12 protein-coding genes are annotated in these 13,487 nt (G+C 39.8%); 9 read left to right on the forward strand and 3 right to left on the reverse strand.

Going from position 1 to position 13,487, the window contains the following annotated elements; translation table 11 throughout:
* Positions 1-4 precede the first annotated feature (4 nt).
* Together MKZ10_RS09545 and MKZ10_RS09550 are read left to right on the forward strand one after the other, a co-directional pair.
* Positions 5-1,195 (forward strand): MalY/PatB family protein, encoded by a 1,191-nt coding sequence (locus MKZ10_RS09545; RefSeq protein WP_342504737.1) that lies wholly within the window; start codon positions 5-7, stop codon positions 1,193-1,195.
* A gap of 291 nt (positions 1,196-1,486) precedes the next feature.
* Entirely contained in the window at positions 1,487-2,122 is a 636-nt protein-coding gene (locus MKZ10_RS09550; protein ID WP_342504738.1) for a TetR/AcrR family transcriptional regulator, read from the forward strand.
* An 82-nt stretch (positions 2,123-2,204) separates the two neighbouring features.
* Here the strand turns inward: MKZ10_RS09550 and MKZ10_RS09555 are convergent, their stop codons facing one another.
* Positions 2,205-2,660 carry an SRPBCC family protein gene (locus MKZ10_RS09555; protein WP_342504739.1) on the reverse strand — a complete coding sequence of 152 codons (456 nt, stop codon included), beginning with the start codon at positions 2,658-2,660 and terminating at the stop codon, positions 2,205-2,207.
* Positions 2,661-2,708: 48 nt separating this feature from the next.
* Positions 2,709-4,355: an FAD-binding protein gene (locus tag MKZ10_RS09560; RefSeq protein WP_342504740.1), complete on the reverse strand. Its 1,647-nt coding sequence runs from the start codon at positions 4,353-4,355 to the stop codon at positions 2,709-2,711.
* A 273-nt stretch (positions 4,356-4,628) separates the two neighbouring features.
* Here MKZ10_RS09560 and MKZ10_RS09565 point away from each other — a divergent pair, with 273 nt between their 5' ends.
* The 7 genes from MKZ10_RS09565 to MKZ10_RS09595 all read left to right on the forward strand — a co-directional run bounded on the left by MKZ10_RS09565 (position 4,629) and on the right by MKZ10_RS09595 (position 12,567).
* Positions 4,629-6,302: a ribonuclease J gene (locus tag MKZ10_RS09565; protein ID WP_342504741.1), complete on the forward strand. Its 1,674-nt coding sequence runs from the start codon at positions 4,629-4,631 to the stop codon at positions 6,300-6,302.
* Between the two features lie 344 nt (positions 6,303-6,646).
* On the forward strand, positions 6,647-8,227 hold the full coding sequence (locus MKZ10_RS09570) for an ABC transporter substrate-binding protein (protein WP_342504742.1): 1,581 nt from the start codon (positions 6,647-6,649) through the stop codon (positions 8,225-8,227).
* A gap of 75 nt (positions 8,228-8,302) precedes the next feature.
* Positions 8,303-9,253, forward strand: a complete 951-nt coding sequence (locus MKZ10_RS09575; RefSeq protein WP_342504743.1) for an ABC transporter permease — start codon at positions 8,303-8,305, stop codon at positions 9,251-9,253.
* A gap of 12 nt (positions 9,254-9,265) precedes the next feature.
* On the forward strand, positions 9,266-10,168 hold the full coding sequence (locus MKZ10_RS09580) for an ABC transporter permease (RefSeq protein ID WP_342504744.1): 903 nt from the start codon (positions 9,266-9,268) through the stop codon (positions 10,166-10,168).
* Between the two features lie 32 nt (positions 10,169-10,200).
* On the forward strand, positions 10,201-11,214 hold the full coding sequence (locus tag MKZ10_RS09585; protein WP_342504745.1) for an ABC transporter ATP-binding protein: 1,014 nt from the start codon (positions 10,201-10,203) through the stop codon (positions 11,212-11,214).
* Positions 11,201-12,196 (forward strand): dipeptide ABC transporter ATP-binding protein, encoded by a 996-nt coding sequence (locus MKZ10_RS09590; protein WP_342504746.1) that lies wholly within the window; start codon positions 11,201-11,203, stop codon positions 12,194-12,196. The genes MKZ10_RS09585 and MKZ10_RS09590 overlap by 14 nt, the downstream gene beginning before the upstream one ends.
* A gap of 26 nt (positions 12,197-12,222) precedes the next feature.
* Entirely contained in the window at positions 12,223-12,567 is a 345-nt protein-coding gene (locus MKZ10_RS09595) for a helix-turn-helix domain-containing protein (RefSeq protein ID WP_342504747.1), read from the forward strand.
* A gap of 214 nt (positions 12,568-12,781) precedes the next feature.
* On the opposite strand, the gene MKZ10_RS09600 is transcribed toward MKZ10_RS09595, so the two are convergent.
* A complete protein-coding gene (locus tag MKZ10_RS09600; protein WP_342504748.1) occupies positions 12,782-13,330 on the reverse strand; it encodes an NAD(P)H-dependent oxidoreductase in 549 nt (182 codons plus the stop codon).
* Positions 13,331-13,487: the final 157 nt, after the last annotated feature.

Consider the following 13,487-nt stretch of genomic DNA (forward strand, 5'->3'; position numbering starts at 1 on the left):
AAAGATGAAGAGCTTTGACGAAGTGATTGATCGACAGGGTACATTTTGTACACAGTGGGATTATATTGAAGATCGATTTGGCGAAAAGGGCCTCTTGCCATTTTCTATTTCTGATATGGATTTTCGTTCACCGGAAGCGATATTAGTAGCACTTGAAGCACGACTACGACATGGTGTTTTTGGGTATACACGCTGGAATCATGATGACTATAAAAAGTCTATCCGTAGCTGGTACCAAAGACGATTTTCAAGCACGATACAAGAAGAGTGGATTATTTATAGTCCCTCTGTTATCTATTCTATTTCAAAAATGATTGGGCTATTAACAGATGAAATGGATCATATCGTCATCCAAACACCTGCCTATGACGCTTTTTATAAAACGATTCAAGACAATAATCGTATCATTTCACGCAATGAATTGATCTACCAGGATGGACAATATTCTATTGATTTTATCGATCTAGCTGATAAGCTATCGCATTCAAAAGCAAAAGTGCTACTTCTTTGTAGTCCACATAATCCTTCAGGTCGTGTTTGGACAAGAGCTGAACTAGAAAAAATAGTTCAGCTTTGCAATCAGTACAATGTCTATATTATTTCTGATGAAATTCATATGGATATCATTCATGGAGGAAATAGCCATATCCCAATTACAGATGCTGCGATAGATGTGAGCAAAGTGTGCATTTGTACTTCGGCAAGTAAAACATTTAATATACCTGGATTGGGTGGTTCTTATCTGCTTACTCCTGACGAACAGATTAGAAAAGAATTTCTGTTAGCTTTAAAAAATAAGGATGGCTTATCAAGTGCTAGCGTGCTTGGGCTTACTGCTACCATGACTGCGTATAATGATTGCGAAGATTGGGTAGACGAATTAGTTAGCTATCTTCACGTCAATTTGCAAACCATTCAAGACTTTTTAGTTGAACATTTACCGACTCTCCATTTGACGATACCCGACTCTACTTACCTCGCTTGGATTGATGTATCACAGCTGCCCTATTCAAGCGAACAGTTGCAAGCTGCACTTGTTCACCATGGCAAAGTAGCGATTATGTCTGGGGATACGTATGGGGATGAAGGGAAGCACTTTATCAGAATGAATGTAGGCTGCCCTCGATCCAAGGTAGTAGAAGGTTTACAACGATTGAAAAAAGCAATTGAGTATTTGGAGCAGCAAAAGGAATAGCTAATGGATTTCCTTGAAGATACATTGTTATCTGTGGAAGCGGATTATAAAAACGTTTAACGATTGTAGATTATACAATAGATTGGGCTATCTCAGCTTGACAATTTATAAAAATATAAACAACTTTCATGCCCTTATCCATACAGCTGGATAAGGGATTTTCTATCTCTTATTTATCACGTGATGCAGTTTAGCTAATTACTTGGTAAAATACATTAAAGCATATAGAATAGATAGGGGAACAACTCTTTTCTAAAAAACTTTAATTTTCACTGAAGGATTTGAGAAAAAATGACTTTTAAAGAACGTCGATCACAACATATTTTACAGGCAGCATTTTCAGTTTTTTCGCGTAAAGGATTTGAATGGTCGACGATGCAAGACGTGGCAGATGAAGCGGAACTTGGGGTAGCAACAGTTTTTCGTTATTTCCCTAAAAAAAACAAGTTGATTATTGCTGTCATGGTAGACATCCTGGAAGGTAGGCTACCGGCATTTGAACACATATTAGCGAGCGAGGGTAACTGCTTACAAAAATTTGAGATGCTGCTGGATCATTATCTTGGGACATCGAAGCCAGAATTGATGGATAGCATGAAGTTGCTAGAAGCATTTGAAGTCTATGCTGCTTTTTCACAAGAACCAATGGAAGATATAGCGAACTATCATAGAGCCTATTCGGATATTGTAAATGTTATTTCGGACATTATTAAAGAGGGCAAAGAAGACTTATCAATTCGGCAAGATCTTTCTATAGAGGAAACATTAGGCGCGATTTCAAATATTTTTGGTCTTTTTACAAGAAAGCTTTCATTTTTTGAAAGTGTAAGGATGGGAAATCTCGTCATTTTACCGATTGAACAAGCAATTCTTGTTAAAAACATCTTTCTCGATTATTTAAAACCAGAAAAGACTACACAAGATTAATCTCTTGTGTAGTCTTTTTTCTTACTGTCCAGACTCCTGGCCTAGGCGCTTACGCTTTCCTTAACTAAAATTGTTAGTGGTCTTAAACGTTGACACTTTCAATTTCATTAATTTTCGCAGCAATTGCTTCAGTTAATTGTTGCGCAGTTTCAGGCACAAAGTTTTTCAGAATGGTGTTAACCATCGCACCCATCATACCGCCTGCTGTAATGTCTAAGTGACCAGCCATGCTTGTAGAGGAATCTGAAATCTTTTCAGCGATAAAATAACCGCCGCCTGTAAAGTTATCCGACAAACCTTTTAAATCAAAAGTTACTTTTGATGGCTCGATCCATTCTTGGATATCAATTTGAAGTTTAACTGTTTTTTTCATGAAGCCTAAATCGCCCTTAAATTTCCAAGTTGACTGCTTGTCGCTTAAAATTTCGTGCTCGATATAACCAGGTACTAACGGTGCCCATTTATTCATATCACTGACGAAATTCCAGATGTTTTCGATAGGTACTTGAAGTTCTACTGTATGTGTTCCGTTAGGCATAATTAGTCACGCTCACTTTTCTTGTTAGTTAAGATTATTGTTTGAAAATTAAATTTCACGTGCAGCTTTTGAACCGACTTCTTTACCGATGATATAACCCATTGTCATACCAGGCCCGATTGTACCTCCAGCACTTGGGTAGACAGGTCCTAGGATACTCATCGCTGCGTTACCCGCTGCGTATAGGCCGTCAATTGCTTTTCCACGAAGGCTCATTACTTCGCCTTTTTCGTTAATGCGAGGGCCACCATTTGTGCCAAGTGCACCTGCATATACAGGGACTGCATAGAATGGTCCTTTTTCGATTTTTCCAAGGTTAGCTTCAGCATTTCCGCCGCCACCTAAAATATTTTCAAAATGAGTCGTTCCACGATGGAAATCAGGGTCTTCCCCTTTGTCACAGTGATCATTCCAACGTGCAACAGATGCTTCTAGGCCATCAGCGTCTACACCGATTTTTTCAGCAAGTTCGCGTAAAGAAGAGGCTTGGTCTACCCACTCAGGAGCTTCTTCACCTGGCATCATCGTAATAATCATCGTCTTATCTTTTAACTGTTGGTCGAATACCATCCAAACAGGTCCCTCGTTCGGATATTCTAGTTTAGCAGCATCGAATTCGAAAGTAGCACGAGGCATATCATTGTACGTTGTGCCTTCGTGTACAAAGCGCTTCCCATATTTGTTAACAATGATGCTGTTCGGGCCGAAACGTCCGCCACCTGTTTGATTCATGACATGATCCTCATATTCAAACGTTGGATCTTGCATCGTTGGGTAGTACCAAGCTTCACTCATGTTGCCAAGAGCAGCTCCAGCTTCCATTGCCATGATTAAGCCATCTCCATCGTTACCTGGAGGTGACATTGGGTGAGTAATTGGACCTTTTAGGAATGTTTTAATTAATTCCTGGTTCCATTCGTAGCCACCAGATGCGAGTACAACACCTTTTCGAGCGCCGATGAAGATTTTTTCTCCATCTGCATTTTCAGCGACCACACCAATTACTTTGCCGTCATCGTCTAGTACAAGTTCTGTACCTGGAGTGCTCACTTTGATGTCGATACCGCGATCAAGCGCACCTTTTAATAGTGCTCCGATAAGAGAACGCCCCATTGTGACGATATTGTTTTCCATGCGCTCACCAAGTTTAGCGAAGTCGATTCCGCCAACTGCTCCACCCTCAGCTAACGTAAGGGGTGGGAAAACCGGGTTTTGACGGACAAGTGGACCCCATTCGCCAACTGTATTTAAATCGAATGGTACTGGATCCATTGAACGTGTTCCTTTGTGCAAGGCTTCTGGAAGATGTGCATAGTATTCAGAATAGCCTTCAGGCATTTCAAAACGTAATGGTGTATTTTCATGTAAATAATCGATCATGACATGTCCATTATCAACAAATACGTCAATTAATTTTGAATCAGGTTCTTTGCCTAGTGTTAAGCGTTTAATAAATGCGATAGCTGCTTCACGACTATCATCGATGCCCGCTTCTTTCATGTAGCGGTTCATTGGAATCCACGGTATTCCACCAGAGAAAGCAGTCGTTCCGCCGACCTGATGTGTTTTTTCTAGCATTAACACTTTTGCGCCTTGATCAGCAGCTAAAATGGCTGATACAAATGCAGCGCCGCCTGTACCTAAAACAACTACATCTACTTCTTCATTCCATTGTGCAGGTTTTTTTGCTGGCATAGCTAATCCTCCTATTATCAAATGATAAATTATTTTACCGAAAATGATAGTATGGCTATCATTAATTCTATTTTAATAGATAGATGAGAGTGAAATCAATACCAAAGTCTTAAATAATACAAAATATTTAATGTTGTATTATTCCGAATAAATAACTTTTGGGTAGAAGGTGTTCAATCGTTTATTACGGTCTTTTTTCAAGAATATAAAATCATAAAAAAATCCCTGCTGGGCATACTTTGACTATTATTTCAAAGTAGGAGGATTTTACCGTTGACTAAAACTGACAATAAATTATCCGTATTTGCATTAGGGGGTATTAATGAAATCGGCAAGAATATGTATGTTTTACAATATGAAGACGATATCTTTGTGATCGACTGTGGGTCTAAGTTTCCTGATGAAACTCTACTTGGTATCGATTTAATTATCCAAGATATTTCTTATTTAAAACAAAATAAGGATAAGATTCGTGCATTACTTGTTACACATGGGCATGAAGACCATATAGGAGGTATCCCATACTTTCTAAAACAATTAAATATACCGATTTATGCAACACGATTAACGCTAGGTTTAATTCAGCTTCGGTTAAAAGAACATGGTCTTCTTAGGTCAACTGAGCTAGTTTTAGTAAATGATGAGTCGGACCTAGAGTTTGGTGCAGTGAGACTAACATTTTTCAAAACAAACCATAGTATTCCGGATTGTCTAGGCGTTGTATTTCATACGCCAGAGGGGGCAGTCGTCCATACTGGTGATTTTAAGTTCGATTTAACGCCGGTGAATAATGATTATCCGGATATTCACAAAATGGCCGAAATCGGTCATAAGGGTGTCTTACTTTTATTATCGGAAAGCACTAATGCGGAGCGCCCAGGTTTTAATCCGTCCGAACGGCTTGTAGGGGGGCATATTGAAGAAGCTTTCCGCCAAGCGAGTCGGAAGGTATTCATCTCCACCTTCGCTTCTAACGTCCATCGTGTCCAGCAAGTAGTAAATGCAGCACAAAAAACAAACCGTAAACTTGCCTTGCTTGGGCGAAGCATGGTGAATGTTGTTGCGGTTGCATCGGAACTCGGCTATTTGAAGATTCCGGAAGGGATGTTAATCGAGAAGAATGAAATCAAGGGCATGGATCCTGAGAAAGTTGTGATACTTTGTACAGGGAGCCAAGGAGAACCAATGGCAGCACTTTCTCGCTTGTCGAGTTCAAATTTTCGGGAGGTAGAAGTCGAGCCTGAAGATACAGTTATTTTTGCTTCAACACCAATCCCGGGGAATGAAAAAAGTGTGGCGCGTATCATCGATAATTTATTTATTTTAGGAGCCAAAGTGATTTATGGGTCAGGAACAGTTACAGGTATGCATGTTTCAGGTCACGCCTGTCAGGAAGAACTGAAGCTTATGTTAACTCTCATGAAACCGAAATATTTCATTCCGATCCATGGAGAATTCAGAATGCTGTATCAGCATCGCTTATTAGCCGAATCCGTTGGTGTGCAAAGAGAAAATATTTTCATTATTAATAATGGAGATGTCGTTGATATTACGAATCAAGTTGCTCGTCAAACAAGGAAAGTCCAATCGGGTAATATTTTCGTAGACGGCATGGGGATTGGAGATGTTGGAAATATCGTATTACGTGATCGAAAACTGTTATCTGAAGAGGGGATGCTAGTCATTGTCATTACGTTGAATAAAACGGATGGCCAGCTCATTTCTGATCCAGATGCAATCTCTCGTGGCTTCGTATACGGTAGCGATTCGGAGGCATTGTTGCGAGAGGTCAATCAGCTAGTCAGTACAACCATTAAAAAAATACAAAGTGCTGATAGAAACCAAAGAATTAATCTGAAACAACATATAAAAAAGTCGGTTGAAACACTGCTCTATTCGCGAACAAAAAGAAGACCGATGATTCTGCCAGTCGTTATTGAAATATAAGGGCGGCTTATTACTATGTAAATATGTAGAGGAAGATCAGTCATTTACGTAAATGGCTGATTTTTTGTTTAGATGATTAAATTTCATTTTTCGACACTAATCCAAAAGTTGTTCTTACAATGTCTATCATCTATAATTAAGTGTAGAATCTTTCGAATTAATCATTCTTTTTGAATCAAGTCAAAGCATTGACAACGTATATCGATTACGTTAGTATTCTTCATATCATACAAAACAAACCTGTACAGTATGAATTGATTTTATTTCCAATAAAGACAGTAGGAGCCTGCAAAGAAATGGAAATGCTACAACGACGAAATCGCATAATTTAGGGGGAGTAACAAATGAAGTCAAAGAAAATCAGTCTAGTATTAGCATTATTTGTTGTGGTCATCGCCTTGATGGGATGCGGCAATAAAGCTGATAAAAATAGTAAATCAGAAGGCCCGGGAGATGCGGGAAATACAGAATATAAATCTGAAATAAATGTGGCAGTGACTGCACAGCCACCTACATTAGATCCATCGATGACTGTGTCGCAAGTGGCACTCAATATTGCAGGCAATGTATTCGAAACCTTGTATACGTTAAATGCGAACTATGAACCCGTTCCGATGCTTGCTGAATCAGTAGAGGTAAGTGAGGACGGCAAGATCTATACGTTCAAACTGCGAGAAGGAGTCAAATTCCATAATGGGGAAGAGATGACGGCAGAGGATGTTGTCGCTTCTATGAATCGTTGGGTGACGACATCATCACGTGCTAAATCATTGTTAACAAATGCAGAATTTACAGTTCAAGATCCAACAACTGTCGTGTTAACACTTGAAAAGGCAACATCAGATGTGTTAATTATCCTTGCGACGAAAGCGCAATTCCCGGCCATTATGCCAGCTGACATCGTGGCGGCGGCTAGTGCTGAAGGTGTCAATGAATATATTGGGACAGGCCCATTCCAATTTGAAGAATGGAAACAAGACCAATACATTCACCTTGTTAAAAATGAAGAGTATCAAGCAGTAGAAGCTGAAGCAAGTGGTCTGTCAGGAAAGAAGGAAGCATTTGTTGAAGATGTTTATTATCATTTTGTAACAGATCATTCAACTCGAATTGCGGGGATTCAAACAGGGCAGTATGATATTGCAGAAAGTATTCCATTGGAAAGTTATGAGCAATTGAATAGCTCTAATGATGTTAAAGTCCATTCGTATGATGGTGGTGCATTAACTGCTTTTTATAATACGAATGAAGGCTTATTGTCGAATGTGAAAATCCGCGAAGCCATTACAACTGGATTGAAAATGGATGAAATTCTATTGGCAAGCTTTGCAGATGCGGATCTTTTCTCACTTAATCCAGGATATATGAACCCAAACCAAACGCAGTGGGCTACTAATGCGGGTGAAGGGATTTATAATGCAGGCGATGTCGAAAAAGCGAAACAATTGCTGCAAGATGCTGGGTATAATGGTGAAGAAGTAACATTGCTGACAACGAAAGATTACGGGGAAATGTATACAGCGACGATTGTCATTCAAGAGCAGCTTCGTCAAATGGGTGTCAATGTCAAAGTAGAGAATTTCGATTTTCCAACATTTCTTGAGCGGAAAAATGATTTTGCCAAATGGGATATTTTTGTAGCGAGCACAGGCTATCAGTTGACACCGCCACAATTATTAGCGGTTACACCTGACTGGGCAGGAACGAAAGACCCGAAAATCACTGAATTATTGACGGCGATTCGCTCGGCGGAATCTCCAGAAGTAGCGCAAGCGAAGTGGGATGAGCTGCAAGGGTATTTATATGAGTACTTACCGTCGTCTGTCATTGGACATTATAAGAGTCTAATTGCTTCGACCAATGAATTGGAAGGCTTTACTGTGTTTGAAGCACCGATTATTTGGAATACAAAAGTGATTAAATAAGACGATTCCTCCATTGCGATTTTAGTGATGGAGGATTCCGTTTTTTATTGAAGTAATGGGAAGAGGGGGTTCGTCTTGATTATTTACATACTAAAACGCATTTTATCGCTCATTCCGGTTCTTTTTGTCGTATCGATTGCTATTTTTTTTATCATCCATTTAACACCGGGCGATCCAGCTGCTACTATTTTAGGCATTGAAGCGACGCAAGAACAAATTGCGGAGTTAAACGAACAAATGGGGCTTAATTTACCGTTGTATCAACAGTATATCCAGTGGGTTTCGGGTGTGCTACAGGGGGATTTTGGACAGTCTTATTTTATGAAAGAGTCAGTTACAGAGGCAATTTGGAGTCATTTGGGTCCGACAGCATCGCTTGCAATTTTGGCTGAAATTGTTGCACTTGTTATTGCGATTCCGATTGGTATTTTTGCGGCGTATCGACGAGGCACGATGGTCGATCAATCACTAATGGGTGTGTCATTAATAGGTATGGCGGTGCCTAGTTTCTTACTAGCTTTGTTACTGATGTTATTTGTCGGAGTTTACTTACAATGGCTACCAGTTGCGGGCTATAAGCCTTTGAGTAAAGGGTTATGGGAGCATTTTCAGTACTTGATCTTACCGGCGATTTCTTTGGGAGCTATTCAGGCGGCACTTGTGGCACGTATGACGCGAGCATCCATGCTAGAAGTGCTAGATGCGAATTTTATTAAGACGGCTCGTTCTAAAGGGGTTTATGAATATAAAGTTGTGCTTAAACATGCACTGCGTAATGCGTTTCTGCCGATTTTAACAGTCATAGGTCAATCTTTTGGAACGCTGGTGACAGGAGCAGTAGTTGTAGAGACGATTTTTAATATTCCTGGATTGGGTCAATTGATTATAAATTCTATTGTTCGCAGGGATTTTGCTGTTATTCAAGGCGTTGTGTTATTCGTTTCACTCATCTATGTAACCATCAATCTTGTCATTGATTTGTTATATGGGATTGTGGATCCGCGAGTCAGGCTAGAGAGGAAGTAGGGGTGAATACATATGTCTGCTGCAAACAAAGCTGCTGATATTCAGCAAGTGGCATTAAGATTAAAAAAACAACAGCGCCAATTAATGATGAGGCGACTGTTGACGAATAAATTAATGGTTTTCGGGGGCATTATTTTTATTGTATTTGCATTTATGTCGCTTATCGGCCCTTATTTAATGGCTTTTGACCCCTATGAAATGAAAGTCACGGAACGTTTACAAGCGCCAAGCGCAGTGCATTGGCTAGGGACTGATGAATTTGGGCGAGATCTCTTGACGCGAATTGTCTACGGTGCCAAGGTGTCTATGGGGGTAGGGCTTGCAGTAACGGTTATTTCCTCCGCTGCTGGTTTAATCATTGGCTTATATGCAAGTTATTATCGCTTGCTAGATCATATTTTGATGCGGATTTGTGATGGTCTCATGTCAATCCCTGGTATTTTATTGGCGATTGCCTTGATGGCGGCACTTGGTCCGTCTTCTACAAATGTCATTATCGCGCTTTCAATTGTTTTTACGCCGAATATTGCGCGCATTGTGCGGTCTTCGGCATTGATTATTCGAGAGCAAACATATATTGAGGCCATGCATGCGCAAGGTGCGAGTACGATGCGTATCATTTGGCGACATATTGCACCGAATACGATTTCACCGCTCGTTGTCCAAGCTACTTTTGTTTTTGCGGAAGCCATTATTTCTGAGGCGGCGCTAAGCTTCTTAGGCGCGGGAATCCCGGCTCCAGAGCCGAGCTGGGGAAATATTCTCTTCGCTGGTAAATTGGTAATTTTTAAAGCGTGGTGGATGGTTGTATTCCCAGCGGCTATTATTGTGCTATCTGTCTTAGGACTGAATCTGTTAGGGGACGGTTTACGCGATTTCATCGACCCACATACGTCTAAGAAAAATAAAAAATAAGGATTATTTGATAGAGGGAGGTACGTACATCCATGGAGAAAGAGCCCCTTTTGGAAGTGAAAAATATAAGGACGCATTTTTACACAGATAGGGGACAAGTAACGGCTGTCGATGACATTAGCTTCCGTGTCAATGCGGGTGAAATTATCGGTGTCGTTGGCGAATCTGGCTGTGGGAAAAGTGTGATGTCCCAATCGATTATGCGCTTATTTGATGAAAGAAATACAGTGGAATATGAAGGGGAAGTTCTTTTTGAAGGGAAGGATTTATTGAAATTATCAAGATCCAGTATGCGAAAGGTACGGGGGAATGATATTTCAATGATTTTTCAAGATCCACTTAGTTCATTAAATCCTGTGTATACAATTGGTGACCAAATAAGAGAATCGATTTTATTGCACCAAAAAATAACGAAAAAAGAGGCCTATGCCAAAGCAGTTGATATGCTACGGCTGACGGGAATCCCCTCGCCCGAGCAACGTGTTAATGAATATCCACATCAATTATCAGGAGGTATGCAGCAGCGTGTTATGATTGCAATGGCGTTGTCTTGCCAGCCAAAGCTTTTAATAGCTGATGAACCAACGACAGCTTTAGATGTAACAATTCAGGCACAAATTTTAGATTTAATCGTAAATCTCAATCAAGAGCTCGGTATGGGCGTGCTATTCATCACGCATGATTTAGGTGTAGTGGCTGAAATTTGTTCAAAAGTAATGGTGATGTACTTGGGGCAAATTGTTGAGGAAATTGATACGGAAAGTCTTTTTACGAAGCCTTTACATCCTTATACGAAAGGTTTAATACAATCCATTCCGCTATTGGAAGGCGATCGCTCACAAGAATTGCATGTCATCGAAGGTACCGTTCCTTCGTTGAATAATGTGCCAAAAGGCTGTCGTTTTGCGGCACGTTGTCCATTTGCCGATGATCTATGTAGAGAAGAGGAACCGGCATTGCGGATACATCAGGGAGATCATAGAGTGAGATGTTGGCATTATGAAAAAATCAATCAGTTGGAGGGCGTGACACATGAGTCAGAATGAAATAGTAACTAAAGAACCAATACTTGATGTGCACAACCTCCAAAAGTATTTTCCGGTGATGAGTCAGTTGGGACGTTTAGGCGGCGTGAAAAACCATGTTAAAGCTGTCAATGATGTATCCTTCCAATTGTATGAAGGGGAAACGTATGGCCTTGTTGGCGAATCTGGTTGTGGAAAAAGTACGACAGGACGTACAGTTCTTGGTTTAACTGAGGCAACGAATGGACAAGTATTGTATCAAGGACAGGATATATTTAGTTTGTCAAAAAAAGAACTACGGGGAATTCGTAAGGATTTACAGATGGTTTTTCAAGATCCATATTCCTCTTTAAATCCACGCATCCGAATTGGACAAATGTTAGAAGAGCCGATGATTATTCACGGAATTGGTGGCGATAAGCAGCAGAGACGCCAGCATGTATTTGATATTTTACAGAAGGTTGGTCTACAGCCGGAGCATTATTACCGCTTTCCACATGAGTTTTCGGGCGGTCAACGGCAACGATTAGGTTTGGCACGTGCGCTAATTGTTAACCCGAAAATTATTATTTGTGATGAGCCAGTTTCGGCGTTAGATGTGTCGATTCAATCGCAGATTATTAATTTGTTAAAGCAATTGCAAGCAGAATTCGGGCTGACTTATCTGTTCATCACTCATGATATTAGTGTTGTACGCCATATTTCTGATCGCATTGGCGTCATGTATTTAGGTAATATTGTGGAGGAGGCACCCACGGATAGCTTGTTTGCCACACCACTACATCCTTATACGCAGGCGCTGTTTTCAGCAGTACCGAGTACGGATCGAACGAAGATCAAGGAGCGAGTTGTCTTACGTGGTGAAATTCCATCGCCATTAAACCCTCCATCGGGCTGTACATTCCACACAAGATGTCCTTTTGCGATGGATATTTGTAAAACGGTTGTTCCTAAGTACAAGGAAATTCATCCAAAGCATAAAGTTGCTTGTCATCTTTACTAATCAATCAAAGGAGGGAGAGTAACTATATGCAAAGTGAAACGGTCAAAACTTGTTTACCGTCGGGTGTTGACTTACCGAATACTGGATTTGGTTATACGTTGTCCTTAATAGGGGGTAAATATAAAATACTCATTTTATATTGGCTATATGAAAATAAAGTCATTAGGTTCAACGAGTTAAAACGAAATATAGATACTATATCTTTTAAAACACTCAGCGTTATGTTAAAAGAATTGGAAGCTGACGACTTAGTCATACGTGAGGAATTCCCACAGATACCTCCCAAAGTTGAATATTCGTTATCTGAGCGTGGTCGATCATTGATTCCAGTAGTGGATATGATGTGTCAATGGGGAGAAAGTAATCGGTAATTAGTCAAATAAGTTTTTTCAAATCCAAACATTAGCAAGTAGTAGTCGGGCCAATAGCCACAGTCTATACCACTTATTGGGCTTAAATAAATTGTTTGCCGACCGAGCTATTAATGTAGACGTAAGAAAAAGGGCTGTTCCACCTGTCATTTTTATGACCTTTTGTAACAGCCCTTCACTATTTCCATTATAATACGATAGGTTTTTTAAGCATCTATAAATTGTCTATAAATTTTACTAACCCTCTTGCACTTTTCGTTAATTCATTTTTCTCTGGCTCGATATCCTCTTCAGTAGCTCCCTCATTTCCATAAAACGCATAGATTGAGCGATAATCAGCATCACAATAAAATAGTGTTGTTTCAAACGGAATTAATATTTGTTCCAACGTATGCCGATATTTCCCGTTTTCACTATAATCGGATTGTTTTGCTCCAGCAGAAACGGCTAAAGCCACTTTACGATTCTGCAAATGATCACCACCATTTGAACCAAACGCCCAGCCGTAAGTAAAAACTTCATCCAGCCATTCTTTCAAAACAGAAGGGCAGTTAAACCAATAGATAGGAAATTGTAAAACCAGACTGCCATGTGATTCAATTAATTTTTGTTCTTTTTCAATATCTATCTTTCCATCTGGATAATCTTTATACAACTCATGCACTGTATATTTCTCTGGATATTGTTTAAGTTCTTCTATCCACCGTTTATTTACTACAGATGTTTCTATATTGGGATGAGCTACAATCACAAGTGTTTTCATAAATGTGTTTCCTCCTTAATTGTTGTGGTTTTGCTCTTTGAGTATATCGGCAATATTTATTCTTTGTAAGTACGCACTTTTTCACCAGGTACTTTCTTAAATGTAAGTAGACTGTAAAAAGTAAAACATAATTATATAGTCTTTTTATTCTAATATT

The sequence above is a fragment of the Sporosarcina sp. FSL K6-2383 genome, assembly GCF_038618305.1.
Lineage (GTDB): Bacteria > Bacillota > Bacilli > Bacillales_A > Planococcaceae > Sporosarcina.

Bases quoted from the DNA above. Each gene is read 5' to 3' on its own strand.
- MKZ10_RS09580 (WP_342504744.1), top strand. From the start codon at position 9,266: ATGTCTGCTGCAAACAAAGCTGCTGATATTCAGCAAGTGGCATTAAGA.
- MKZ10_RS09585 (WP_342504745.1), top strand. From the start codon at position 10,201: ATGGAGAAAGAGCCCCTTTTGGAAGTGAAAAATATAAGGACGCATTTT.
- MKZ10_RS09590 (WP_342504746.1), top strand. From the start codon at position 11,201: ATGAGTCAGAATGAAATAGTAACTAAAGAACCAATACTTGATGTGCAC.
- MKZ10_RS09545 (WP_342504737.1), top strand. From the start codon at position 5: ATGAAGAGCTTTGACGAAGTGATTGATCGACAGGGTACATTTTGTACA.
- MKZ10_RS09595 (WP_342504747.1), top strand. From the start codon at position 12,223: ATGCAAAGTGAAACGGTCAAAACTTGTTTACCGTCGGGTGTTGACTTA.
- MKZ10_RS09600 (WP_342504748.1), bottom strand. From the start codon at position 13,330: ATGAAAACACTTGTGATTGTAGCTCATCCCAATATAGAAACATCTGTA.
- MKZ10_RS09560 (WP_342504740.1), bottom strand. From the start codon at position 4,355: ATGCCAGCAAAAAAACCTGCACAATGGAATGAAGAAGTAGATGTAGTT.
- MKZ10_RS09555 (WP_342504739.1), bottom strand. From the start codon at position 2,660: ATGCCTAACGGAACACATACAGTAGAACTTCAAGTACCTATCGAAAAC.
- MKZ10_RS09570 (WP_342504742.1), top strand. From the start codon at position 6,647: ATGAAGTCAAAGAAAATCAGTCTAGTATTAGCATTATTTGTTGTGGTC.
- MKZ10_RS09550 (WP_342504738.1), top strand. From the start codon at position 1,487: ATGACTTTTAAAGAACGTCGATCACAACATATTTTACAGGCAGCATTT.